The following is a 22,614-nucleotide window of genomic DNA, read 5'->3' as shown; positions in this document are numbered from 1 at the left end:
CCAGCTCTAGTGTTTGAAGTGACGGACGCCAGTGAAGACCATAGCGATGCCATACTCATTAGCAACCTTGATGGACTCTTCGTCCTTGATGGAGCCGCCCGGTTGAATAACCGCCGTAATTCCTGCTTTTGCAGCCATTTCCAGGGTATCTCCCATTGGGAAAAAGGCATCGGAAGCCAAGATAGCGCCTTTGGATTTCTCTCCGGCTTGCTCAATCGCGATCTTCGCCGCACCGACACGGTTCATTTGGCCTGCGCCTACACCGACCGTCATATCATCAGCCGCCAGCACGATGGCGTTGGATTTCACATGCTTAACAACTTTCCACCCGAACAGCAATTGCTTCAGTTCTTCTTCCGTAGGCTTACGGTCCGTAACGACCTGCAACTCATCTGGATTAATAGAGTGTACGTCACTCTCCTGAACCACCATACCACCGTCGATGGAGGTCACGACAAAGCTACTCGTCCGCGCAGCCGCCGCACTGAGATTACCGATTTTCAGCAGACGGATATTCTTCTTCTTGGTCAGAATTTCGAGCGCTTCATCCGTAAAGCCAGGCGCCAAAATAATCTCCAGGAAGATATCCTTCAGCAGATTAGCCGTGTCTGCATCAATAATACGGTTCGCGGCCACAATACCGCCAAAGATGGAGGTTGGATCAGCGTTGTAGGCCTTTTGATAAGCCTCATATACGCTCTCACCTACGCCCACTCCGCAAGGGTTCATATGCTTAACCGCCACGACAGCCGGCTCTTCAAATTCCTTGACGATTTGCAACGCAGCGTTGGCATCGTTAATGTTATTGTAGGACAGCTCTTTGCCGTGCAACTGCTCGGCCGCTGTCAGCGTATCCAGTGAAGCCAATGGCTTGCGATAGAAAGCAGCCTTCTGGTGCGGATTCTCGCCATAACGCAGATCCTGGATCTTCTCGTAAGTTACCGTGTAGCGCTCCGGCAGCGGATCACCGGTTACATTTGACAAATAATCGGAAATCAGGGCATCATAAGCCGCCGTATGACGGAACACTTTTGCCGCGAGACGTTTGCGAGTCTCAAGTGTCGTATCTCCACCTGCACGGACCTCTTCAAGCACCGCCGCATAGTCGCTGGCATCCACGACCACACTGACAAAAGCATGGTTCTTCGCCGCAGAACGCAGCATCGTCGGCCCGCCGATATCAATGTTCTCGATGGCGTCCTCATATGTTACGTCCGGCTTGGCAATCGTCTCCGCGAACGGATACAGATTCACCACGACGAGGTCGATGTAATCCAGACCAAGCTCACTCATTTGCCGTGTGTGCTCGTCATTGTCGCGAACAGCTAGCAGGCCGCTGTGTACGGCTGGATGAAGTGTTTTGACACGTCCGTCCATAATTTCGGGGAATCCTGTCACATCGGAGATACCGATGACCGGCACGCCTTCTTTAGCCAGAAGTGTGCTAGTTCCACCTGTGGAGATGATTTCTACGCCCAATGCAGACAACTCGCGGCAAAAATCCACGATACCCTGTTTATCCGATACGCTGACCAGCGCTCTTTTGATACTCACTTTGAATAGTCCTCCTCCGGATGTTCCGTGCAATTTATAAAGCCGTAATAGCCAAGATAAACGAAAAGAATAAGGGACCAAAATCTAAACGGAGTGAATCTGAATACCTGAGAATAGCTGTCTTGATGGGGAATGAAAGTCTGCTGAGGCTGGCTGTGCCAGCTTCCGGCAAGACAAAAGCCTTTCTGAACCGGGCTGATGTTACTTGAGTAACTATCAAGTTAGCAACGGTCAGTAACGATAGCGGCAATGGCTAGCTTGTGTCAGTCGAGACGGTTGCTTTAAGGTACTCGCTATGGCATCAATCTATAGCTGTATGGCTGCGGCACTAGCTATTCGCTACACCAACAGCAGCACCGCTACGATGTCACAAGCGTTGGAGTCGCTACCATTAGCAATAGCTACAACGGTGAACGATCTCAGCTAACCGCACGCAATAACCATAGCTTCAATAGTAGTAGCTACAACAGTCGTTATAACAGCTTCAATCGCTGGCCACCTACCAATTAAAAGGATTTCTTCCTGTTAATATAGCCATCCACACCTTTTCGGACAATTTATCGGGAAAATCTCCTGTTATTTCGTCCGATTTCATCGAATGCTGCCCAAACCAGCCTATTAACGGGAGTTTTTCCATTTAAATCGTCCATATCACAGAAATGAGGCGCATTAACGGGAGGAATTCCTGTTAAACCATCAGCCTACATCCCCGACCATGCGACATCACTCGCCGTTTGTGCAATATTTCCCGAGAAATATCATACAATGCCGCTGTAAGCTCAATATGTTGCTTGGTGTCATACATTCAGGTTGAACCTAGGGTTTGAGCATAGAGTATTCGGCGTGATGTTGCGGGTATATTCGCCTACCCACAACTGTTGTCTGCAGACTTCTCTGAACTGTTTCGCTATTCGTCAAACCTTTTTCCACAATGTTACTTTTCAGTTTGTCCTAAGTTGCAACCGCTGCTGCAACTACTGCAGCGTCCGAAAAACTCACTTTTCGTGAATAATCGTCTTTCTGCCCACCAGTTCGATTCGTCCGTCAGCAAAAGCAGCGACTACATCGGCATACAAGCTATGTTCTACCTGATGAATCCGCTCTGCGAGAGTCTCCGCCGTATCGTTATCCTCCACAGCGACCGTCCGCTGGGCAATAACCGGGCCGGTATCCATGCCTCCATCGACGTAGTGCACCGTCACACCCGTCAGCTTCACACCGTAATCCAGGGCCTGACCAATCGCGTCTATTCCGGCAAATGCCGGCAGCAGCGAAGGATGAATATTGATAATCCGCTCTGCATATGGCGTAAGCAGAACGGGGGTAATAAGCCGCATATATCCGGCCAGCACAATCAGCCCGATGTCTCTGCGCTGAAGTTCGGCTACAATCTCTGCTTCGTACAGCTCCCGGCTGGCAAAATCTTTCGGACGCAAGAGCAGTGTCGGAATACCCTCCTCCACTGCCCGTTGTGCCGCCCCTGATTCCGGCTTGTCGGAGACAAGCAGTTCAATGCTCCCGCTGCCAAGCTTGCCTGCTTTTTGCGCTTCAGCCAGCGCAGCGAAGTTGCTGCCCTGACCTGAAGCAAACACGGCGATCCGGTTCAATTGCATTATACTTCAGCTCCCGTAAAAGTAACGATGCGCTCTCCTTCGGTCACAGTTCCGATGATGTAAGCTTCTTCTCCGCTTGCTTTGAGCAGCTCAAGCGCCCGCTCACCATTCGCAGCGTCAACAACCAGGACCAAACCAACACCCATGTTAAATGTGGTGAACATATCACGGTTGGTTACGTCCCCTTTGCTTTGCAGCAGGTTGAAGATCGGCAGAATCGGCCACGAACCGTAGTTAATCTCCACATTCACACCGTCTGGCAGCACACGCGGAATGTTCTCGATGAATCCACCGCCAGTAATATGTGCCATCCCTTTCACCGGAAGCTGTTCAAGCAGCGATAGCAAAGGCTTCACATAGATCTTGGTCGGTGCCAGCAGCACATCTACAAGCGGTGCTCCCAGTTCATCAACCGTCTCATCCAGCGCGTATCCGTCCTCTTCCAGCAAAAGCTTACGTACCAGCGAGAATCCATTACTGTGTACTCCGCTCGACGCCAGTCCAATAACTGTATCTCCAGGCGCGATGGTTGCTCCGGTAACCAGCTTGGCTTTGTCGGCGATACCAACTGTAAAGCCTGCGATGTCATACTCGCCAGCCGAGTACATACCTGGCATTTCCGCTGTCTCGCCGCCAATCAGGGCACAACCCGCTTGATGACAGCCCTCTGCAATACCTGCCACGATAGCTTCAATCTTCTCAGGTACTACCTTGTCGCAGGCCAGATAATCGAGGAAGAACAGTGGCTCCGCGCCTTGTACCACGATATCGTTCACGCACATGGCCACTGCATCAATACCAATGGTGTCATGGCGATCCGCCGCGAACGCGATTTTCAGCTTCGTACCTACACCATCTGTTCCCGATACCAGAACTGGCTCCTCATACTTATCTTTATTGAGGCCGAAAAGCGCGCCAAATCCGCCTAGCTCAGTCATAACCTCGGGACGGAACGTGCGTTTTACGTGCTTTTTCATGCGTTCTACCGCTTCATTGCCAGCCGCAATATCCACTCCGGCGTTCTTGTAAGCTTCCGACACTATTGGACACCTCATCTTTATAATTTAGTGTGCGTTTGCGGGGCGGCAGGGAAGGAGGTGGTTTTCAGGCGTCATTCCGATGAATGTTTGGACTTCCGATCGCTGTTATGATTGGATTTCCTGATTTAAACCGCTATTCGCGGTAGAAATCCAATCATAAAGGCGAACGCTACGCTTCTACAGCTCCAAAATTCCTCTCCATGACTTCCAAACCACCGGGCCACCCCTGCCGCAAGCCGCAGTACGCACCTTGCACAGCAGCAAGGGTTCGGTGCTCTGGCGAAGCCAGCACCTCACTAGGCGAGAAAAGCGCATACCGCATTTGCGTAGCAAACAGGGAATAGCTTTTCAAGCCCTCGGTGCTTTGGCGAAGCCAAGCACCTCACTAGGCGAGAAAAGCGCACCGCATTTGCGCAGCAAACAGGGATTAGCTTTTCAAGCCCTTCGGCGCTTGGAGCGAAACCAAGCCGCCAACCATCCCCCGGCGTGCAGCATGCCGCCAGGGGGCGGAACGCCGTAGAGCTTGTCCCGTATTTGCCGGAGGCAAACAGGGACAATGCGGGCATCCGCACCACAGCACCCTTAGCAAGTTAAAACCAAACACCTACCACCAAGCTTTCGGGTGGCCGGAGGGCAGCGCCCTCCGGGGTCCCCCTTAGCAAGGGGGATTTAGGGGGATGGACAACCCTAGCAGGAGCATCCATCTTTCTCCGCCCCGCCGAAATCTACCTGCGTCGGGTAATCATTATCAAAACAGGACAGGCACAACCCGCCTTTATAGTCGTTGCTATTATATCCACCTATAGAACTGATCAGCCCGTCGGGTGAGAGGAACGCAAGGGAATCTGCGTTGATCTCTTCACACATTTCCTCAATCGTCTTATACGACGCTATGAGTTCACGGCGGTCCGGCGTATCAATGCCGTAGAAGCAAGGATTCTTGAACGGCGGCGACGTGATCCGCACGTGTACCTCAACAGCTCCGGCTTCGCGCAGCAGATTGACGATACGGCGCGAGGTCGTGCCGCGTACGATAGAGTCGTCAATCATAACGACACGCTGGCCTTCAACGACACGGCGCACGGCGCTCAGCTTCATCTTAACGCCTTGCTCACGCAGTTCCTGGCTAGGCTGTATAAATGTGCGGCCCGTGTACTTGTTCTTGATCAGCCCAAGCTCATACGGAATACCCGTTTGCTCAGCATAACCGATAGCGGCCGAGATACTGGAATCCGGCACGCCGGTGACGATATCCGCATCAACAAAAGCTTCCAGCGCCATCCGGCTGCCCATCCGCTTGCGTGCAGCGTGCAGGTTCGAGCCGTTCAGATCGCTATCTGGACGCGCGAAGTAAATGTACTCCATCGCGCACAGTGCCTTACGCTTCGGCTCCGTGAAGCGGTCTTCGCGAAGACCGTCTTTATCAAGTACGAGCAGCTCTCCCGGCTCGATATCGCGAACGAACTGCGCACCGATTGTTTCCAAGGCGCAGGACTCCGAAGCGAATACATAAGCTTCACCGACACGCCCCATCACCAGCGGACGCAAGCCGTGCGAATCGGAAGCTACAAGCAGTTTGTCGTTGGTCATCAGCAGAAAAGCAAACCCGCCGACAAGCTGTTCCAGCGCATCCTTAGCCGCTTCGACAAAATCCTTCGGTGAGCGCGCAATAAGATGCGCAAGCACCTCTGTATCGCTCGTGGTCTGGAAGATTGATCCGCTTTGCTCCAACTGACGCCGGATCAGTGGCTCGTTAACAATGTTACCGTTCGTGGCAATCGCCAGATCGCCGTCACGGTACTTGAACACAAGCGGCTGCGCGTTGGTCAATCGGCTGTCACCGCTGGTGGAATAACGGACATGCCCGATGGACATGTCGCCAACCAACGAGGCAATTCTGTCTTTGTCGAATACTTCTTTAACCAATCCCATGCCGCGGTGATAGTTAAAATCGCGTCCGTCTGCCACGCAAATGCCCGCGCTCTCTTCCCCACGGTGCTGCAAGGCATGCAGACCGTAATAGGACATGGATGCAGCTTCCGGGTGTCCGAAGACTCCGAAAACGCCGCATTCTTCTTTTAACGTATCAAAAATATCTCCCGAGCCCGTTCCTTCATTGTAAAAGTCGCCGGTCCACAGAATAGGTTCCGTCTGCTCTTTCCCGGTCTTTATTTCATAAGACATGGAATGGCATCCTCCCAAACGGACTTCAGCGCAGGTACCGGCTCATCAAGCGCGGCTACGTCGTCCAAGTTCACACGCAATCTGTCTCCGCCAACGGTTCCGATGACTTCTACAGGAACTCCAGCCGCAGCAATCGCAGCTTTCAGCTCTTCAGCCCGATCCGGTGCTGCTGTCAAAATAATCCGTGATTGGCTCTCGCTGAACAACGCCACATCACGGCGAAGTCCATTCGCTGACAGGTTCACGTTGGCACCGATGCCACCGCTAATACAGCTCTCAGCCAGCGCAGCAGCCAGGCCGCCTTCGGACAAGTCATGCGCCGAACGCACGAGTCCGCCGCGAATAGCGCCAAGTACGCTATCGAGCAATTTACGTTCGGTTGCCAGATCCAGCTCCGGAGGACGGCCTTCAGTTACACCGTGCACCGCATATTGGAACTCACTGCCGCCAAGCTCTGCTTTGGTCGTACCTAGCAACAAGATCGCATCGCCTTCCTGCTTGAACGCTTGGGTCGTAATATGGTCAGTATCCGCAACCAGACCCACCATACCAACAACAGGTGTCGGGTAGATCGCACCAGAAGCATTTTCGTTGTACAAGCTGACGTTTCCGCCGATAACCGGCGTATCGAGCACACGGCAAGCTTCGGCCATACCATCAACGGCACGTTCCATCTGCCAGAAAATATCCGGTTTCTCCGGACTGCCGAAGTTCAGATTATCTGTAATGGCCAGCGGCTCTGCCCCGGAGCAAACAATGTTGCGCGCTGCTTCGCTGACAGCAATACGTCCGCCTACTTCAGGATCAAGATAGACATAACGGCCGTTACAGTCCGTTGTCATCGCCAGACCTTTGCGTGTACCTTGAATTGTCACTACTGCCGCATCCGAACCAGGACGAACCGCTGTACTAGTACGTACCATGTAGTCGTATTGGTTATACACCCATGCTTTACTTGCTACGGTTGGCGATCCAAGAATGCTGCGGAGTGCGCCGCCCAGATCAGTCACTTCTTCATAACGCAGCGTATCTACTGCTGCATTTTCTTCATAATAAGCAGGCACTGTAGATGGCTTGTCATACACAGGACACTCATCTACCAACGCCGTTACTGGCATGTCACCAACTACTTCGCCGTGATGGTACAGCTTCAGGCGTCCGTCATCCGTAACCTTACCTACTTTGCGGCAGATTACGCCCCAACGGTCAAAAATCTCCTGGGCCTGCGCCTCATCCTTAGGCTCAACTACGAACAGCATCCGCTCCTGGGATTCCGACAGCATCATTTCATAAGGCGTCATGCCTTCTTCACGCTGTGGCACCTGATCCAAATACAACTCCAGACCGTTGCCTGCTTTACTAGCCATTTCCGCACTGGAGCAGGTCAGACCGGCCGCGCCCATATCTTGAATACCGAGTACGATACCGCTGTCGATCAATTCCAGACAGGATTCCATAACCAGCTTCTCCATGAACGGATCGCCTACTTGTACAGCTGTACGTTTAGCTTCAGATTCCTCACTCAGTTCGACGGAAGCAAAGGTTGCGCCGTGAATGCCGTCCCGGCCTGTAGGAGGCCCTACGTAAAAGACAGGGTTACCCACACCTTTAGCGACACCGCGCTGGATTTTATCATGGTCGATCAAGCCAACGCACATTGCATTAACGAGCGGGTTACCATCATAGCTGTCGTCGAACATAATTTCGCCGCCGACGGTCGGAATGCCGATACAGTTACCATAGCCTGCAATTCCAGATACTACATGCTCGAACAAATATTTTACCCGGTCGCTTTCGAGTTTTCCGAAACGAAGGGAGTTCATCAATGCTACTGGCCTTGCACCCATGGAGAAAATATCACGAATGATACCACCCACACCTGTTGCCGCACCTTGGTAAGGTTCTACCGCGGAAGGGTGGTTGTGGCTTTCAATTTTGAAAACAACAGCCTGATTGTCACCGATATCTACGATACCCGCGCCTTCGCCCGGTCCCATCAGGACACGCGGTCCAGTCACCGGAAAACGACGGAGCAGCGGTTTGGAGTTCTTGTACGCACAGTGCTCGGACCACATTACGCTGAATACACCGATTTCCGTGTAGTTCGGCAAACGGCCCATGAAGGACGTAATTAGCTCATACTCGCTGTCCGACACGCCGAATTGACTGTAAATTTTCTGCTCTTTGATCTGTTCTGCGGTCGGTTCCTTAGCGGATACTTGCTGCGCCATGACGATCCCTCCAGGTCTTCAAGATTGATGTGAACATCCGTTTACCATCTTCCGAGCCCAGCAGGCTGTTGACTGCGCGCTCAGGGTGAGGCATCATGCCAACCACGTTGCCTGCTATATTGCTAACACCTGCAATGTCAGCCACGGAACCGTTAGGATTGTCGCTGTATGTGAATACGATCTGATCGTTCGCTTTCAACTGCTCAAGTGTCTCTTCATCACAGTAATAGTTGCCTTCGCCGTGCGCGATTGGAACAACAATCTCTTCGCCTTCGGCATAATCCACGGTAAATGGTGTCCCATTGTTAACCACCTTAAGCACCGTATCATGACAGCGGAACTTCATCGACTCGTTGCGGCGCAGTGCGCCCGGCAATAGCCCAGCTTCAGTAAGAATCTGGAATCCATTGCAGATACCCAGTACGAATTTGCCTTGCTCAGCAGCTTTAGCCACTTCAGCCATTACAGGAGCAAATCTGGAAATGGCGCCGCAACGCAGGTAATCCCCATAAGAGAAGCCGCCTGGAACGAGAATGCAATCATATGCCGACAGGTCCGTCGCCGTATGCCACACATAATCAACCGGTTCACCGAGGCTTTCTTCTACCGCTTTATAGCAGTCAATATCACAATTGGAGCCCGGAAAGACAAGTACCGCAAATTTCATGACTTTTAGTCCTCCAATTCGTAGCGGTAATCCTCGATCACCGTGTTGGCAAGCAGCTTTTCACACATATCTTTAAGGCGTACTTCCGCTTCAGCGCGGTCATTTGTATCCAAAGTCAGCTCCATATATTTACCGATACGCAAACTTTCTACTTCCTGAAAGCCAACTGAGTGCAGCGCACCCTGAACTGCTACCCCTTGGGGATCGAGCACACTTTTCTTAATGGTGACATAGACCGTTGCTTTTAACATACGCTTGTAGTTCCTCCTAAAAGTTTGTGGGCATACCGTAGAGCATCTATAGAGACTTGCCGGTAAGACGATGATAAATATCCAGATAACGGCGGGTGGTTTCCTCTACCACTTCACTTGGAAGCGGGTCAGGCGTGCTATTTTTGTCCCAGGAAGAGGAAGCGAGGTACGAACGTACCGGCTCCTTATCCATACTGTCAATCTCAATATCAAGCAAGTAATTGTCCTTAGCCCAGAAGCGTGAAGCATCCGGTGTAAAAATCTCGTCGATCAGAATCACCTTGCCATCCAGCAGGCCAAACTCGAATTTGCAATCCGCGAGAATGATGCCCCGCTCGGCGCAATATTCTCTGGCAAAAGAGAACAGCTTCAGGCTCTTCTCCTTCAGCTCCAGCGCCAGCTCTGCCCCGATCAGTTCCTGCATCTTCTCGAAGGGAATGTCCTCGTCATGGCCGACATCATTTTTGGCTGCCGGGGTAAAAATCGGCTCCGCCAGTAGCGCATTCTTGCGCAAACCTGTAGGTAGCTCAATACCGTTGACCTTTCCGGTCTCCTGGTACTGTCTCCAGCCACCGCCGGTGATGCAACCCCGAACCACGCATTCGATGTCGATACGTTCCGCCTTGCGGGCCACCATAACACGGTTGCGCAAAGCCTCCCGATCCTTGACGATATCGCCAAGCTGATCCACGTCGATATGCACCACATGGTTCTCGATCAAGCTCTTTGTCTGGCCGAACCAGAAAGCACTCAGCCGGTTAAGCACATTACCTTTCTCCGGCACTGCCGGATCCAGCACATAGTCGAACGCGGAGATGCGGTCCGTGACGACGATCAATACGTTGTCCCCCAAATCGTACAGCTCACGAACCTTCCCTTTATAGAGCAGCGGCGCATTAATGAGTTCCACGGCTGTGGATATCGCCGGTGATGTCATGATCTTTCCTCCCTATGAACGAATGATCTTCTATAACTTTGTGAAGCTTGTAATTTTGCGAAGAGAGTAACTTTGCAAAAAGAGTATCTCCTGCTACGTTGCTTCTTGTAACTAGCATTTACGGTTTTACGGTTTTACGGTTTTACGGTTTTACGGTTTTACGGTTTTACGGTTTTACGGTTTTACGGTTTTACGGTATTTCGCTATTTACACCATTTACGGCCATGTACGCTATTTACGACCATGTACGCTATTTATCATATTTAGCCTACTTACGCCATTCACCAATCACGCCCGCAAAAATCCGGTATGTGTATCACTGCGAAGAAGATTACGCTTCAATTCGAACTCTAGTTTGGACTTCAATGTGATCAATGCCACCGTGTCGGCAATCAAAGCAGGATCGACGCATAAATAACGGCATTTTTGTACCTTAATTTGTAGCGACCAGGGGGCAATTTCAGATTAAAGGCATTTTTGTACCTTAAATCTTCCAAATTCCCCTCTTGGAGGGTTTATCCTTAAAAATAAGGTACAAAAATGCTCTTATATCCCCTTTTTAGCCCTAAACAGGAGATCTAAGGTACAATATTGCCGTTAATTGCAAATCAAGCTAATGCTAACAGCCTTAACAAGTAACCCATAAAGTCCTACGTCATTTCCACCGCTACTCGCCAGTCCTACGTTCATCGGACTGCTACTCGGTAGTCAAAACCTTAGCAATGCGTCCGCTACACTGCTACTTAACAAGCAAACCATGAAATCCTACGTCAGTTCCACCGCTACTCATAGATAAAACCTTACGCACTACGTACGTCCTACCGCTGCTTGGCAGTTGGATCCATATAACTTCTATTTGATTAAATAAGCTCCAGCTTGCGGAAAATGGTATCCACATGCTTCAAGTGCCATGAAGGGTTGAAGGCATCTTCAATTTCTTCCGGGCTGAGCACATTCGTAATCTCAGGTGTAGCTTCCACGATATCGCGGAACTGCGTCTGCTCTTCCCAAGCCTGCATCGCGCGTGGTTGTACGGTATCATATGCCTGCTCGCGGCTAAGGCCTTTGTCGATCAGCTTCGTCAGGATGCGGCCGGAGAACGGTACACCGAAGGTGCGATTCATGTTACGCTTCATGTTTTCCGGGAAGACGGTCAGGTTCTTCACGATGTTTCCGAAACGATTCAGCATGTAGTTCAGCAACATGGTCGCATCTGGCAGGATGATCCGCTCCACAGAAGAGTGGGAGATATCACGCTCATGCCAGAGCGGCACGTTCTCATAAGCAGTAACCATATGACCGCGGATCACACGTGACAGGCCGGAAATATTTTCGCAGCCGATTGGGTTGCGTTTGTGCGGCATCGCCGACGAGCCTTTTTGTCCCTTGGCAAAAGCTTCTTCCACCTCGCGGATTTCACTCTTTTGCAAAGCGCGGATTTCAGTGGCGAACTTGTCTAGCGAAGTCGCAACCAATGCCAGTGCAGCCATGTACTCGGCATGACGATCACGTTGCAGGGTCTGTGTGGAGATTGGCGCCGGGCTAGTGCCCAGCTTGCGACAGACAAACTCTTCCACAAACGGGTCGATGTTGGCATACGTGCCAACCGCACCGGAGATTTTACCGAACTGCACACCATCAGCAGCGCGGCGGAAACGCTCCAGGTTCCGTTTCATTTCCTCATACCAAAGCGCCATTTTGAGACCAAAAGTAGTTGGCTCGGCATGTACACCATGTGTACGGCCCATCATCGGGGTATCTTTATAGGCAATCGCCTTGTCTTTCAAAATCTCAATAAAGTTAATAATGTCCTTCTCCAGAATCTCATTAGCCTGGCGCAAAAGATATCCCAGCGCAGTATCAACGACATCTGTAGAAGTCAGGCCGTAATGTACCCATTTACGTTCCGCACCAAGGCTCTCCGATACAGCACGGGTAAAAGCGATCACATCATGGCGGGTTTCCAGCTCAATCTCATTAATGCGTTCGATATCGAATTTGGCATCCTTACGCAGCTTCGCCGCATCTTCATGCGGGATTACGCCGAGTTCGGCCCATGCTTCACACGCGCACAATTCTACTTCCAGCCATGCAGCGAATTTATTCTCTTCGGTCCAAATGGCCCGCATTTCCGGTCTGCTGTAACGTTCGATCATATCTTTTATTTCCTCCAAAGGTTAGATTGCTCTACCCAGGACAGCCCGTCTCCGGTGTCCTTGCAAAGCAGGTTGATATGGCCCATTTTACGACCATTTTTGCTCTCTGTCTTGCCATATATATGAAGCTTGGGGATAACACCCAGCTTACCCGCTATTTCATCATAAGCGCTAACCGTACTTACCGCACCTTCCAGGTGCTGTCCGAGCACATTGACCATGACCACCGGGGTCAGCAGCGTCGTGTCTCCCAGCGGTAGATTGGTGATCGCCCGCACATGCTGTTCGAACTGCGAGGTCGCACAGGCGTCCATGGTGTAATGCCCGGAATTATGCGGTCTTGGTGCTAGCTCATTGACGAACAGCTCACCATCTTCCGTAACAAACATTTCCACGGCTAGCAGGCCTACAGCATTCAATCCGGTGATCAATCTCTCCGCCAACTCGCAGGCTCTGCGCTGAATCTCTTCTGGTACCCTTGCAGGCACAATAGAGAGATGCAGGACGTTGTTCACGTGGATATTCTCCGCAGGCGGGAAGCTCTTCACCTCGCCAGACGCGCTGCGGGCGGCAACCACGGAGATTTCGCATTGAAAAGCAACGAATTTCTCCAGCACCAGCTCCGGCACGGCTGCTGCGGCCCATTCGCCCGCTTCAGCGGCGGGCGCTCCAGTGACTGCGGCTCCCGGCGCTACCTGCCGGAACGCCGCTTCGAGCTCGGCCGCCTCGCGGATGACGGCTTGTCCCTTGCCGTCATAGCCCCCTGTGGCTGTCTTCAGCACACAGGGCAGTCCGAGTTCGGCAGCCGCGGCCTCAAGCTCGGCCAGGCTGCCCACCTTGCGGTACGGGGCGACCGGCACGCCGGCAGCCTCGATCGCAGCTTTTTCACGTAGGCGGTGCTGTGTCGTATACAGCAGCGTACTGCCCTGTGGCACGTACGATTCTTCCGTCAGCAGCGCGGCTACGCCTGCGTCGACGTTCTCGAACTCGTACGTGATGACATCGGAGCGGCGCGCCAGCTCACGCGCCGCGTCCCGGTCGTTGTACGCCGCTGTAATCTGCGGCGTCACTTGCCCGCAGGGCGCATCCGGCGCAGGGTCCAGCGCCACGAAGCGGTAGCCCATGGCGCTGCCGGCCAGCGCCAGCATGCGGCCAAGCTGGCCGCCGCCGAGCACGCCAATGGTCGCGCCCGGCAGCAGTGTCCGGGGCGCTGCCGATCCGGACGTCCCTGTTCCGCTAGCTACTGCCGCTCCAAACGTTCCTGTTCCGGCGTTTGTTCCGGCGTTTGTTCCGCTGTCCGCTACCGAACTAGCTCCACCGGCCTCTACCGATCCGGACGTCCCCGTTCCACCGTCCGCTACCGAACTGGAACTACCCGCTGCTGTAGCATCCAGCGGCCCACGAGCGGCACCGCCGTAACCCGCGCCGCCCGCCACATCCGCAGCGGGCAGCTTCTGTGCCTCCGGCCTCATAAGCTGTCGCTGCTTTCCAGCACTCCGGCGGTAATGGCATCCCGCCGCAGCTGCACTCGATCCTGTACCACAGGATCGAACGCGCCGATGATTTGCGCGGCCAGGAGGCCCGCATTCACGGCTCCGGCACGGCCGATCGCTACTGTCGCCACCGGAATTCCGCCTGGCATCTGCACGATCGAGAGCAGCGAATCCAAGCCGTTTAGCGCCTTGGATTGCACAGGCACACCGATGACTGGCAGTACAGTTTTCGCTGCCACCATCCCCGGCAGATGCGCTGCTCCGCCTGCGCCTGCAATAATGACGCGGAGGCCACGCCCCACTGCTTCCTCTGCATATTGGAACATCAGGTCCGGCGTACGATGCGCGGACACTACCTTTTTCTCATAGGATATTTCCAGTTCGTCAAGCACTGCACAGGCGTGCTCCATCGTTTCCCAATCCGATGTACTGCCCATGATGACACCGACTTGCACAGACATGATTTGACCCTGCCTTCCGTAACAATATGATGGATACACCTAGTTTTCCACAATTCCGAAAAAAAAAGCCCGATTTCCAGACGCATTTTGCTGCGGGAGGATCGGACTGCCAAGGAAATACATGAGGGCGGGTCCCGCTGTCCCTGAATGACGTTTCATCCGGTGCGGGAAAAGCACATACAACATCGGCCAGTTATACAGACCGGGTGCTGCTGCTATCCTTCATCACATCTCCTCGTAGTCCGGTAATTTACGGTTCCCGGGTAGAAACTTCCGGGCCATATCCCCGGCTTTATACGAGCTGTTCATAGCTTTAGTTTAACAACGCCCTACACATCATGTCAACTTAAACACGAACATTGTAAAATACAAAAGATGAAACGTTCGCTTTTGAGTATCATTCTTTTCGTAATAAAGGGCTATTGTTCTGCAAAACAGATATATTTTCTTACAAAGGATAACAGGAATGGATAGTCTCAACCTTCAGGTTTGTGGTCTCTTGACGGCCTGGACGGGCTCTACGCAAAAAAGGGGAAAGCCGTCAGCGGCCTCCCCTGCAATCTATTTATTTGACAACCAGCACTGGAATACGCGCACTCTGCACGACATTATGGCTGACACTTCCAAGAACGAATTCACGTATCCCACCAAGTCCACGACTGCCGATAACAATCACATCCACACCGTTCTCCTTGGCATAATTCAGAATGACCTCCGCAGGTGCACCCTGCAGCAGCTCTACTTGGGCATTCAGTTCTTCCGCCTCAAGACGTCCCTTTACTTCTTCTGTTGTCTGCACCGCGAGATCATAATATTCCTTGTTCACTGAAGCCGGCAGAGGCGCGAGAGCTTCCCCGATGAAAAAGCGCGGGAAATCAAACGCATGTACGACATGCAGGGATGAACCTGGTGTGACCTTGGCCAGTTCAATTGCGCGCTCCAATGCTTGATTGGAAGCCTTAGAACCGTCATAGGCGAGCAAAATTTTAGAGAATAACATGTACGCCACCTCTTTTTCTGTTTTGTATAGCAATCATGAGACCCATAATGCCATCATCTTAGAAAATAGCTGTAGAGCAGGGCATTCAGAAGCAACAGCAGCGGAATTCCGATCCTAAAGGACAGATGTCGCGTCTTGTGGCGTTTGCGGTACATTGCGATCAGCACACCTAGCGCTCCGCCCATGGCCGCCAGCAGAAACAGGGTCTTTTCCGGCACCCGATCCCGCCTTTTACGAGCTTTGTTCTTGTCCTCGGACATGACCACGTACCCGATAAGATTAATCACCACAAACCACAACATGACCAATTTGACCATTCTTTCCGGCCCCTCCTCCTTGCAACCTATCTACCTCTTATTATATTACCCTTTTCACAAAAAACCAATAATCCGCACCAGCGTTCTGACGTTCCGGTGTCCCGGGTTTCCATGTCCTCATGTTTCGACCATTCCATGTTCTAGCATTCTGAGTTCTCATGCTTCTACCGTTCTAGAGTTCTGGAGTTCTGGAGTTCTGGAGTTCTGGAGTTCTGGAGTTCCGAAAATTCTGGTATACTTACGTCCCTGTTCCTCTACTCTGCATTCAGCTCTTACGTTCTAACATTCTACCAGCCATCTCTCAGCGCAAAACCTTCTTCGCGGGCACTTTCCCCTCGATCCAGACCAAGGACAGCACTGCCGCCAAGATAGCTGCAATTCCTCCTAGCCAAAAACCGCCTGCAAGACCATACGTCGAGCTCATCCAGCCAGCTACAAACGATCCGGCCGACATCCCTGCAGCATACACCGCCTGGTAAAAAAACATAGCCGTAGCCCGTTTAGAAAGTTCAACGCCTGAGGCCGACTAGCCCAGCAGCAGCTCCTTGAATGACAAGTGCCAAATCCTTGGCCTGTATAGCGCCCTCGCTTCGTTCCAGCCTTTGCTCCGGCGAACGTAGCGCGAAGAGTAGGCCAAGATAGCTACAATACCGCCGATCAGGAACGGGTCACCCAGCCCCAATGATCGACAATATAACCACTGATCATCCAATAAAAATAGACAATAATCAAAAAGAAAAATCGGCTGTTCCGACCTCTCTGTGAGGTTCCTGTCGATGCAAGTTGATCTGCCTGTTGCCGATCGGACATACCATCACCTGCTCCATCCTTCATAGTCCGAAGGCTTGGTGTTTCACAGGGTTCATCTTCGGCCCTTAAGTAAAACACATCCCTCACGGGTTTCAGTTTGGAAAATTATGGGGCTAATCAAACTCTATCGACAGCAAATCTCTCAGTGTCCGGCAGATGCCATATCCACATTTGTCAGATAATTGCGTCCGAATATGACGATAGCTACCGCCACTACAACAAATAATGCACCAACGTAAAAAGGAACATGCGGGTTGTACCATTCCGCCAGCTTGCCGGCCAGCCAAGGTGCTAATGCACCGCCGATGAAACGTACGAAACTGTACGCAGCCGATGCCGTGGACCGTTCTACAGGTGCCGCCTCCATAACAGCCGTTGTTATAAGCGTGTTATTAGTTCCGAGGAAAGCTCCTGCAATGATTACTGCCAGAATCATCGTAATTTGTGAAGAGGTCCAGATCCCCATGACCAGCAGTGTAAGGGCAAAGAGCAGCAGAGCTGCAGACATGGAGCGGATCGACCCGAACCTTTTTTGCAGACGCGGGGCCACAAAGACCGAAGTGAAGGCCAACAGCAAGCCCCAGCCAAAGAACACATAACCCAAACCATGCTCATCCAAATTCATTACAAACGGCGTGTACGCCATCAGTGTGAAGAACCCGAAGTTATATAAGAACGCGGTAATTGCCAGCACTAGTAAGCCCGGATGTCTAAGTGCCTTAAAAGGATCTGCCAGGGAAGCCCGGCTTTTCTGTTTTGGAACCCTCGGCATTAACAACCCTATGGATATAAAAGCAATTGCCATCAGTGCACCAACTCCAAAGAACGGCCCGCGCCACGAAATCGAACCGAGCTCACCGCCCAGTAGCGGTCCGACCGAAATCCCCAGCCCCAGGGCCGCTTCATATAAAATAACCGCCTTGGCCGAGCCACGCACCGACAGGCCTACAATCGCCGAGAGTGCCGTGGCAATGAACAACGCATTGCCGAGCCCCCAGCCTGCTCTGAAGCCTACAAGCTGTTCAATGCTACCCGACATCCCACCCATCAGTGCGAATAAGACAATCAATGCCGTTCCCGTCATCATCGTCCATTTCATCCCGATCCGGCTGGAAATGAAACCAGTAACCAACATCGCGATGCCTGTCACTAGATTATAGCTGGAGAACAGCAGTGATACCTGACTCGGCGTAGCATGCAACTGCTTTCCGATGGCCGGCAAGATCGGGTCCACCAACCCAAGTCCCATAAAAGAAATTACGCAAGCAAAAGCCACGGCCCAAACCGCCCGTGGCTGAGTCAATCTTCCGGCATTGCGCTGCAAACCTTCCGAATTTATTCCCATTTTCTTTCCCTCCAAATGTAGATCTCAAGCTGTCTAGATCCTGATATCTATCCCTAAATCCCATCCATTGCCCCAGAACATCTATGGATCGCTTTCTCATATCCTCCAGCTCCGCACGGAATGATGTCATCTTTTCCAGCTTAGGATGGGACTCAACTCTCCTGTGATCCCAGTCGCTCCATTACTTCCCTGAATCGCTTCCTCATATCCTCCAGCTCTACGCGGAATGATGTCTTCTTTTTCGGCTTAGGATGGGCTCAACTCTCCTGTGACCCCAGTTGCTCCAGTACTTCCCTGGATCGCTGCCTCATATCCTCCAGCTCTGCGCGGAAGGAGGTCATCTTTTCCAGCTTGCGGTCCAGAGCTTCCAACTGTTCACCTAGCTTTTGCTCCAGTTCTATCAGCTTCTCCTTCCGGCCCGGTACTTCGTCTCTCCCTTTGTAATGGCTACGATAGCTCTCCAGCAAATCATGAAAAACTACAAACTGTTGCAAATCCACCAGTGAGATGCCCAGAACCTCCTTCGCATCCATAATCCTGCGGAGACTCTCAATATCCTCTTCGGTATATAGCCGTGTCCCCTTTTCGCTCCGCTGCGGTGATGCCAGTAGTCCCATCTCTTCGTAATAACGGATGGTTCGTTTGGTTAGCCCAGTCTCCTGCGCGACCTGTTCAATCTTTAACCAGCCCATAACAGCCTCCTGCTCCAATCTATAAGTGCATTGCTTTTGATTATTTTGACTACTCTTATATTATATATAATGTTAACGTTAACGTCAAATTTATATATGGTTTATCCTTATTATAAGTAGCTTCTGTAGGCACCATACAAAAAAAGACTCGGCAACCAGCACCGAGTCCTTCTTCTGCCTTCTGCTCTGATTCAAGCAGCTTTGTTCGTAATTTGCTTTCTTTCCTATTTATAAGCTGAACTTAAAAATTAATTAACCTGAAATGACCCTTACCATGCCCCAACAGGAATTTACCAATTCATAGCGTTAGATTCATAACATTTGGACCTTCAGCTTCCCCCTCTGTAGCGAAGCCTTTAGCTACCCCCGAGATTTTAAACAACAAAATCCCCTACTTGCTACTATTACTGACCTCGTCGCTCCTTCTATCCGAAGTTACGCGGCCCTACTCGCTTCCTTTCTTACCTTCCAGTGCAGCCTTTAACAGCTCACCCAGGTTTGAACCGATGCTCTCCTGCTTGCTGTAATGCTGTACCAGCTTCTGCTGCTCACGCTTGTTGACATGTTTGTGGTCTTTATCCATCGTCTCTGTAATACCACAGCCGAGACATTGCACGTATAGTCCCGCCTTGCCTTCTTTCAGTTCCATTTTCTTATGACACTGTGGACAGCGGCGGTTAGACAAGCGCTTCTCTCCTGAACGGGTGTAGCCACAGCTGTCTGCCGGACAGATCAGCATCTTGCCCCGTTTGCTTTTCTTCTCCAGGAGTCTTGTTCCGCATTCCGGGCAATGACTGCTGGAGACATTATGCGGCTTGTATTCCGCTGTACTCGTCTTCACGCCGGACACAAGCTCCTGTGCCATGCTGCGAATACCTTGCAGGAACGGTTCAGGACGGCCTTGACCGCGGGCGATCTTCTCCAGTTCCGCTTCCCAACGGGCGGTGAGATCCGGGGTGCGCAGCTGTGGCGATACCAGCCCGATGAGCTGCTTTCCTTTTCCGGTCGGATGCAGCTGATTCCCTTGGCGCTCGATCGTATCCGAGCTGACCAGCTTTTCGATAATGTCGGCGCGTGTGGCTGGGGTGCCCAGCCCGTGCTTCTCCATTTGCGTCAATAGTGACGCCTCCGTGTGCCGTTTCGGCGGCTGAGTCCGTCCGGCTTTGACCATGCAGCGCCGGACCGTAACCGTCTCGCCTTCGCGCAGCTCCGGCAGCTTAACACCGCTTGCGGCTGGTTCATCCGCCGCATTCTCATCTTCGTCGTCGTTACTCATATCGCCGCCGTAAACCTCACGCCAGCCGGCATCTTTTACCGTGGTGCCTTTGACGTGGAAGCTCTCACCCTCCACCTGTACAGTCACTGCTACAGCATCGTAGCGTGCCGGTGGATAAAACAGACTAATAAAGCGCCGTACGATCAGATCGTACAGCTTTCGTTCCTCCGTGCTTAACCCGTTAAGCAGTACCGTCTGCTCTGTAGGAATAATCGCATGGTGATCGCTCACCTTGCTGTCATCTACAATCCGTTTCGTGATTGGCAGTGGTTTGCGTAGCAACGGACGAGCCAACGTCGCATAAGGTCCGACAGCCACACTGTCTAGACGCTCCTTCAGTGTTCCCGTCATATCAGAGGAGAGGTAGCGGCTATCCGTACGCGGATATGTCACCAACTTGTGTTGCTCATATAGACGTTGCAGTACACTAGATGTCTGCTTTGCTGAGAAGCCAAACTTCCGGTTTGCGTCACGTTGCAGCTCCGTCAGATCATAAGCGAGTGGATGCGGTTCGCTCTTTTCACTTTTTTGTACCTTCGTAATCCGTCCGTTCCGTCCGGTCAGCTTCTCGCTTAAGGCCTTTGTCTTGTCCTTATCAAATATCCGTCCATCTCCGCCATTAGCCCGCCAGCCAGCCTGAAAATGCCCAAAATCAGCAGACAAGGTCTCAAAATCCTGCGAACGGAAGCTGGTAATTTCATTTTCCCGATCCATGATCATTCCGAGTGATGGTGTTTGCACCCGTCCCGCCGATAGTGGTGCACCGAACTTGCAGGTCAATGCCCGCGTTACATTCAGCCCAATCATCCAGTCGGCTTCTGCCCGGCAACGTGCCGATTCATATAACCGGTCAAAATCCTTGCCTGGCCGCAGCGCAGCAAACCCTTCCTTGATCGCCTTATCCGTCTGCGAAGAGATCCAAAGGCGCCGGAACGGCTTTTTCCAACCAGCCATGTTCATAATCCAACGCGCCAACAGCTCCCCTTCACGCGCAGCGTCAGTAGCAACAATCAGTTCCCCAACATCCTGGCGTTTCATCAGATGCTGTACCGCCTTGTACTGTTGGCTCGTCTCCCGTAGCACCTTAAGCTTCGCCTTCTCGGGCAGGATCGGCAGATCCTCCAAAGCCCAGGTCGCAAATTTATTGTTGTAATCCTCAGGCTCCGCCAGGCCAACCAAATGTCCCAAAGCCCAGGTCACTATATATTTAGGTCCTTCAATATAACTTTTTTGCTTCTCCTTACATCCCATAACCCGCGCGATTTCCCGCGCCACAGACGGCTTCTCCGCCAATACCAGTACCTTCATAACTCTCTCCTTTCCATACGGAATTATTATAGCATTAAATGAAAGAGAGCGAATAACGCCAGGCTGGATTTACTGCAAGGGTATACATCTTTCTTATTTACAAAGGAACATATCTATATCAGACTAGGTCTTTCCTTTTAAAAAAGCTCTGACTTCAGGCTATTTTTCTTCGCTTTCAAATATCAAACAAGCAGTGAATAAGATCTTATCTCCAGAATGCCCCTGAACAAACGTTCCTTTCGTTGACAATGAAGAGCGAGAAATGGTTATCTCTTGTCCATAAGTTGCCTCCTGCAAATAGGTAATTCTGAAACGTTTAATCGTTCTTCCATCCCATTCGTCCAAAGACAGCGCATCACAACATAAATCACCGTATCTGGCATTATTCAAATGCCCGTTATTGTCCAATCCACTGTATTTCACTTGATAACGGTAGGCTTCCTGCATAGGTAACTCATCAGGAATCTCTACTTTGCTCGGGATCTCTCCTACTGAGTCACCTACATAGTGCTCCACTGGAACAGGTAGTGCTGAAGGTCGGAGAATTTTACGTTTTTCGATATCAACCAGAGCCCAAATGGACCGCGCACTCGCAATCTCATTCTCACTGCTATCAAAAATCCGGTAATCCCGCTGCCATAAAGCACCTTTGGTTCCCTTGCTCCAGGTTCGAATGGATAGCGAGTCATTCGGCCGTGGCATGGATCGAAAATCAATATCCAGGGTGATTAGCATCCAGGCCATCCCTGCTTCCAGCAATTTCTCCAAACTAACCCCTAACCCGCTTACCGCAGAATCTGCTGCACGCTGCATCATATCCAGAATAAAGGACAACTTGGCATTAGAACGATAGTCCGTATCGCTAGCATGTACAATCTGCTTCTCTATCCACACAAGTTTGTTAGAGTTATCCATAGGTATCCTTCTTTCATATAAAATATCTATCTGATTTTGTAGGCAGTATCCACATATCCCCCTGCCTATCCACATAATCTGGGGAGTACTCATCCAAAAAGTACTTAAAAACACTTAAATGCTCTTATCCACATGTGGGTAACTTTAAATAGTTTACACTTTTCCTGTCTTTACCCACAGACTTTTGTACAGATTTTGTATGAATTTTTCTAAAAATTAAATCTTTAGACAACAAAAAAATCCTTGTTGAGTTATCAACAAGGACTTATGTGCTTGGCGGCGTCCTACTCTCCCAGGACCCTTCGGTCCAAGTACCATCGGCGCTGGAGGGCTTAACGGTCGTGTTCGGGATGGGTACGCGTGG

22 protein-coding genes, 1 rRNA gene and 1 riboswitch are annotated in these 22,614 nt (G+C 51.5%); of the genes, 2 read left to right on the top strand and 21 right to left on the bottom strand.

Annotation, left to right across the window (positions count from 1 at the left end; genetic code table 11):
- Window positions 1-6: 6 nt before the first annotated feature.
- Window positions 7-1,554 carry a bifunctional phosphoribosylaminoimidazolecarboxamide formyltransferase/IMP cyclohydrolase gene (gene purH / locus ACFVRY_RS24790; RefSeq protein WP_387502950.1) on the bottom strand — a complete coding sequence of 516 codons (1,548 nt, stop codon included), beginning with the start codon at window positions 1,552-1,554 and terminating at the stop codon, window positions 7-9.
- Window positions 1,555-1,849: 295 nt separating this feature from the next.
- On the opposite strand from purH, the gene ACFVRY_RS24785 reads away from it, so the two are divergent.
- A complete protein-coding gene (locus ACFVRY_RS24785) occupies window positions 1,850-1,981 on the top strand; it encodes a hypothetical protein (protein WP_387502949.1) in 132 nt (43 codons plus the stop codon).
- Between the two features lie 568 nt (window positions 1,982-2,549).
- On the opposite strand, the gene purN is transcribed toward ACFVRY_RS24785, so the two are convergent.
- From purN to ACFVRY_RS24770, 3 genes are all read right to left on the bottom strand, one after another.
- Window positions 2,550-3,167 (bottom strand): phosphoribosylglycinamide formyltransferase, encoded by a 618-nt coding sequence (gene purN, locus ACFVRY_RS24780; protein ID WP_387502948.1) that lies wholly within the window; start codon window positions 3,165-3,167, stop codon window positions 2,550-2,552.
- Entirely contained in the window at window positions 3,167-4,207 is a 1,041-nt protein-coding gene (purM, locus tag ACFVRY_RS24775) for a phosphoribosylformylglycinamidine cyclo-ligase (RefSeq protein ID WP_387431510.1), read from the bottom strand. Before purM ends, purN begins: the two co-directional genes overlap by 1 nt.
- Before the next feature lie 169 nt (window positions 4,208-4,376).
- Window positions 4,377-4,529: a hypothetical protein gene (locus tag ACFVRY_RS24770; protein ID WP_387502947.1), complete on the bottom strand. Its 153-nt coding sequence runs from the start codon at window positions 4,527-4,529 to the stop codon at window positions 4,377-4,379.
- Between ACFVRY_RS24770 and ACFVRY_RS24765 the strand changes: the two genes are divergently transcribed.
- The gene (locus ACFVRY_RS24765) at window positions 4,530-4,727 is read left to right on the top strand and encodes a hypothetical protein (RefSeq protein ID WP_387502946.1); all 198 of its coding nucleotides are present in this window, start codon (window positions 4,530-4,532) and stop codon (window positions 4,725-4,727) included.
- 167 nt (window positions 4,728-4,894) lie between these two features.
- Here the strand turns inward: ACFVRY_RS24765 and purF are convergent, their stop codons facing one another.
- The 17 genes from purF to rrf form a co-directional block, all read right to left on the bottom strand.
- A complete protein-coding gene (gene purF, locus ACFVRY_RS24760) occupies window positions 4,895-6,391 on the bottom strand; it encodes an amidophosphoribosyltransferase (protein WP_387502945.1) in 1,497 nt (498 codons plus the stop codon).
- Window positions 6,376-8,622 (bottom strand): phosphoribosylformylglycinamidine synthase subunit PurL, encoded by a 2,247-nt coding sequence (purL, locus tag ACFVRY_RS24755; protein ID WP_066379417.1) that lies wholly within the window; start codon window positions 8,620-8,622, stop codon window positions 6,376-6,378. Before purL ends, purF begins: the two co-directional genes overlap by 16 nt.
- Window positions 8,600-9,289, bottom strand: a complete 690-nt coding sequence (purQ, locus tag ACFVRY_RS24750) for a phosphoribosylformylglycinamidine synthase subunit PurQ (protein WP_387502944.1) — start codon at window positions 9,287-9,289, stop codon at window positions 8,600-8,602. The genes purL and purQ overlap by 23 nt, the downstream gene beginning before the upstream one ends.
- 5 nt (window positions 9,290-9,294) lie before the next feature.
- Window positions 9,295-9,540, bottom strand: a complete 246-nt coding sequence (purS, locus tag ACFVRY_RS24745) for a phosphoribosylformylglycinamidine synthase subunit PurS (RefSeq protein ID WP_066379412.1) — start codon at window positions 9,538-9,540, stop codon at window positions 9,295-9,297.
- A 46-nt stretch (window positions 9,541-9,586) separates the two neighbouring features.
- The gene (locus ACFVRY_RS24740) at window positions 9,587-10,477 is read right to left on the bottom strand and encodes a phosphoribosylaminoimidazolesuccinocarboxamide synthase (RefSeq protein WP_387502943.1); all 891 of its coding nucleotides are present in this window, start codon (window positions 10,475-10,477) and stop codon (window positions 9,587-9,589) included.
- 860 nt (window positions 10,478-11,337) lie between these two features.
- A complete protein-coding gene (gene purB, locus ACFVRY_RS24735; RefSeq protein WP_387502942.1) occupies window positions 11,338-12,633 on the bottom strand; it encodes an adenylosuccinate lyase in 1,296 nt (431 codons plus the stop codon).
- 5 nt (window positions 12,634-12,638) lie between these two features.
- Complete coding sequence (purK, locus tag ACFVRY_RS24730) at window positions 12,639-14,105, bottom strand: 5-(carboxyamino)imidazole ribonucleotide synthase (protein WP_387502941.1); 1,467 nt, start codon at window positions 14,103-14,105, stop codon at window positions 12,639-12,641.
- Window positions 14,102-14,587 carry a 5-(carboxyamino)imidazole ribonucleotide mutase gene (gene purE / locus ACFVRY_RS24725; protein ID WP_387502940.1) on the bottom strand — a complete coding sequence of 162 codons (486 nt, stop codon included), beginning with the start codon at window positions 14,585-14,587 and terminating at the stop codon, window positions 14,102-14,104. The genes purK and purE overlap by 4 nt, the downstream gene beginning before the upstream one ends.
- Before the next feature lie 218 nt (window positions 14,588-14,805).
- A riboswitch (purine riboswitch) is annotated at window positions 14,806-14,907 on the bottom strand.
- Between the two features lie 245 nt (window positions 14,908-15,152).
- Window positions 15,153-15,587 (bottom strand): universal stress protein, encoded by a 435-nt coding sequence (locus ACFVRY_RS24720; protein WP_387502939.1) that lies wholly within the window; start codon window positions 15,585-15,587, stop codon window positions 15,153-15,155.
- 53 nt (window positions 15,588-15,640) lie between these two features.
- Window positions 15,641-15,904 (bottom strand): DUF1294 domain-containing protein, encoded by a 264-nt coding sequence (locus tag ACFVRY_RS24715; RefSeq protein WP_387502938.1) that lies wholly within the window; start codon window positions 15,902-15,904, stop codon window positions 15,641-15,643.
- Window positions 15,905-16,205: 301 nt separating this feature from the next.
- Window positions 16,206-16,391 carry a hypothetical protein gene (locus tag ACFVRY_RS24710; protein ID WP_387502937.1) on the bottom strand — a complete coding sequence of 62 codons (186 nt, stop codon included), beginning with the start codon at window positions 16,389-16,391 and terminating at the stop codon, window positions 16,206-16,208.
- 39 nt (window positions 16,392-16,430) lie between these two features.
- A complete protein-coding gene (locus ACFVRY_RS24705; RefSeq protein WP_387502936.1) occupies window positions 16,431-16,616 on the bottom strand; it encodes a hypothetical protein in 186 nt (61 codons plus the stop codon).
- 240 nt (window positions 16,617-16,856) lie between these two features.
- Entirely contained in the window at window positions 16,857-18,059 is a 1,203-nt protein-coding gene (locus ACFVRY_RS24700; RefSeq protein WP_387502935.1) for an MFS transporter, read from the bottom strand.
- 257 nt (window positions 18,060-18,316) lie between these two features.
- A complete protein-coding gene (locus ACFVRY_RS24695; RefSeq protein ID WP_387502934.1) occupies window positions 18,317-18,751 on the bottom strand; it encodes a MerR family transcriptional regulator in 435 nt (144 codons plus the stop codon).
- A 445-nt stretch (window positions 18,752-19,196) separates the two neighbouring features.
- Window positions 19,197-21,335 carry a DNA topoisomerase III gene (locus tag ACFVRY_RS24690; RefSeq protein WP_387502933.1) on the bottom strand — a complete coding sequence of 713 codons (2,139 nt, stop codon included), beginning with the start codon at window positions 21,333-21,335 and terminating at the stop codon, window positions 19,197-19,199.
- Between the two features lie 159 nt (window positions 21,336-21,494).
- Window positions 21,495-22,250 (bottom strand): acyl-[acyl-carrier-protein] thioesterase, encoded by a 756-nt coding sequence (locus ACFVRY_RS24685; RefSeq protein WP_387502932.1) that lies wholly within the window; start codon window positions 22,248-22,250, stop codon window positions 21,495-21,497.
- A gap of 271 nt (window positions 22,251-22,521) precedes the next feature.
- Window positions 22,522-22,614 (bottom strand): 5S ribosomal RNA (gene rrf / locus ACFVRY_RS24680); the annotation flags it as partial.

Source organism: Paenibacillus sp. NPDC057934, assembly GCF_042887565.1.
Taxonomy (GTDB): domain Bacteria; phylum Bacillota; class Bacilli; order Paenibacillales; family Paenibacillaceae; genus Paenibacillus_AQ.
Note: the sequence above shows the minus strand (reverse complement) of the source record. Positions and strands in the feature narration are given on the sequence as shown.

What these genes read in the sequence shown, in the direction of transcription:
- ACFVRY_RS24785 (WP_387502949.1), top strand. Translation starts at nt 1,850, where the DNA reads ATGGCATCAATCTATAGCTGTATGGCTGCGGCACTAGCTATTCGCTAC.
- purN (WP_387502948.1), bottom strand. Translation starts at nt 3,167, where the DNA reads ATGCAATTGAACCGGATCGCCGTGTTTGCTTCAGGTCAGGGCAGCAAC.
- ACFVRY_RS24770 (WP_387502947.1), bottom strand. Translation starts at nt 4,529, where the DNA reads ATGCGGTATGCGCTTTTCTCGCCTAGTGAGGTGCTGGCTTCGCCAGAG.
- purF (WP_387502945.1), bottom strand. Translation starts at nt 6,391, where the DNA reads ATGTCTTATGAAATAAAGACCGGGAAAGAGCAGACGGAACCTATTCTG.
- purL (WP_066379417.1), bottom strand. Translation starts at nt 8,622, where the DNA reads ATGGCGCAGCAAGTATCCGCTAAGGAACCGACCGCAGAACAGATCAAA.
- purQ (WP_387502944.1), bottom strand. Translation starts at nt 9,289, where the DNA reads ATGAAATTTGCGGTACTTGTCTTTCCGGGCTCCAATTGTGATATTGAC.
- purS (WP_066379412.1), bottom strand. Translation starts at nt 9,540, where the DNA reads ATGTTAAAAGCAACGGTCTATGTCACCATTAAGAAAAGTGTGCTCGAT.
- ACFVRY_RS24740 (WP_387502943.1), bottom strand. Translation starts at nt 10,477, where the DNA reads ATGACATCACCGGCGATATCCACAGCCGTGGAACTCATTAATGCGCCG.
- purB (WP_387502942.1), bottom strand. Translation starts at nt 12,633, where the DNA reads ATGATCGAACGTTACAGCAGACCGGAAATGCGGGCCATTTGGACCGAA.
- purK (WP_387502941.1), bottom strand. Translation starts at nt 14,105, where the DNA reads ATGAGGCCGGAGGCACAGAAGCTGCCCGCTGCGGATGTGGCGGGCGGC.
- purE (WP_387502940.1), bottom strand. Translation starts at nt 14,587, where the DNA reads ATGTCTGTGCAAGTCGGTGTCATCATGGGCAGTACATCGGATTGGGAA.
- ACFVRY_RS24720 (WP_387502939.1), bottom strand. Translation starts at nt 15,587, where the DNA reads ATGTTATTCTCTAAAATTTTGCTCGCCTATGACGGTTCTAAGGCTTCC.
- ACFVRY_RS24715 (WP_387502938.1), bottom strand. Translation starts at nt 15,904, where the DNA reads ATGGTCAAATTGGTCATGTTGTGGTTTGTGGTGATTAATCTTATCGGG.
- ACFVRY_RS24710 (WP_387502937.1), bottom strand. Translation starts at nt 16,391, where the DNA reads ATGTTTTTTTACCAGGCGGTGTATGCTGCAGGGATGTCGGCCGGATCG.
- ACFVRY_RS24700 (WP_387502935.1), bottom strand. Translation starts at nt 18,059, where the DNA reads ATGGGAATAAATTCGGAAGGTTTGCAGCGCAATGCCGGAAGATTGACT.
- ACFVRY_RS24695 (WP_387502934.1), bottom strand. Translation starts at nt 18,751, where the DNA reads ATGGGCTGGTTAAAGATTGAACAGGTCGCGCAGGAGACTGGGCTAACC.
- ACFVRY_RS24690 (WP_387502933.1), bottom strand. Translation starts at nt 21,335, where the DNA reads ATGAAGGTACTGGTATTGGCGGAGAAGCCGTCTGTGGCGCGGGAAATC.
- ACFVRY_RS24685 (WP_387502932.1), bottom strand. Translation starts at nt 22,250, where the DNA reads ATGGATAACTCTAACAAACTTGTGTGGATAGAGAAGCAGATTGTACAT.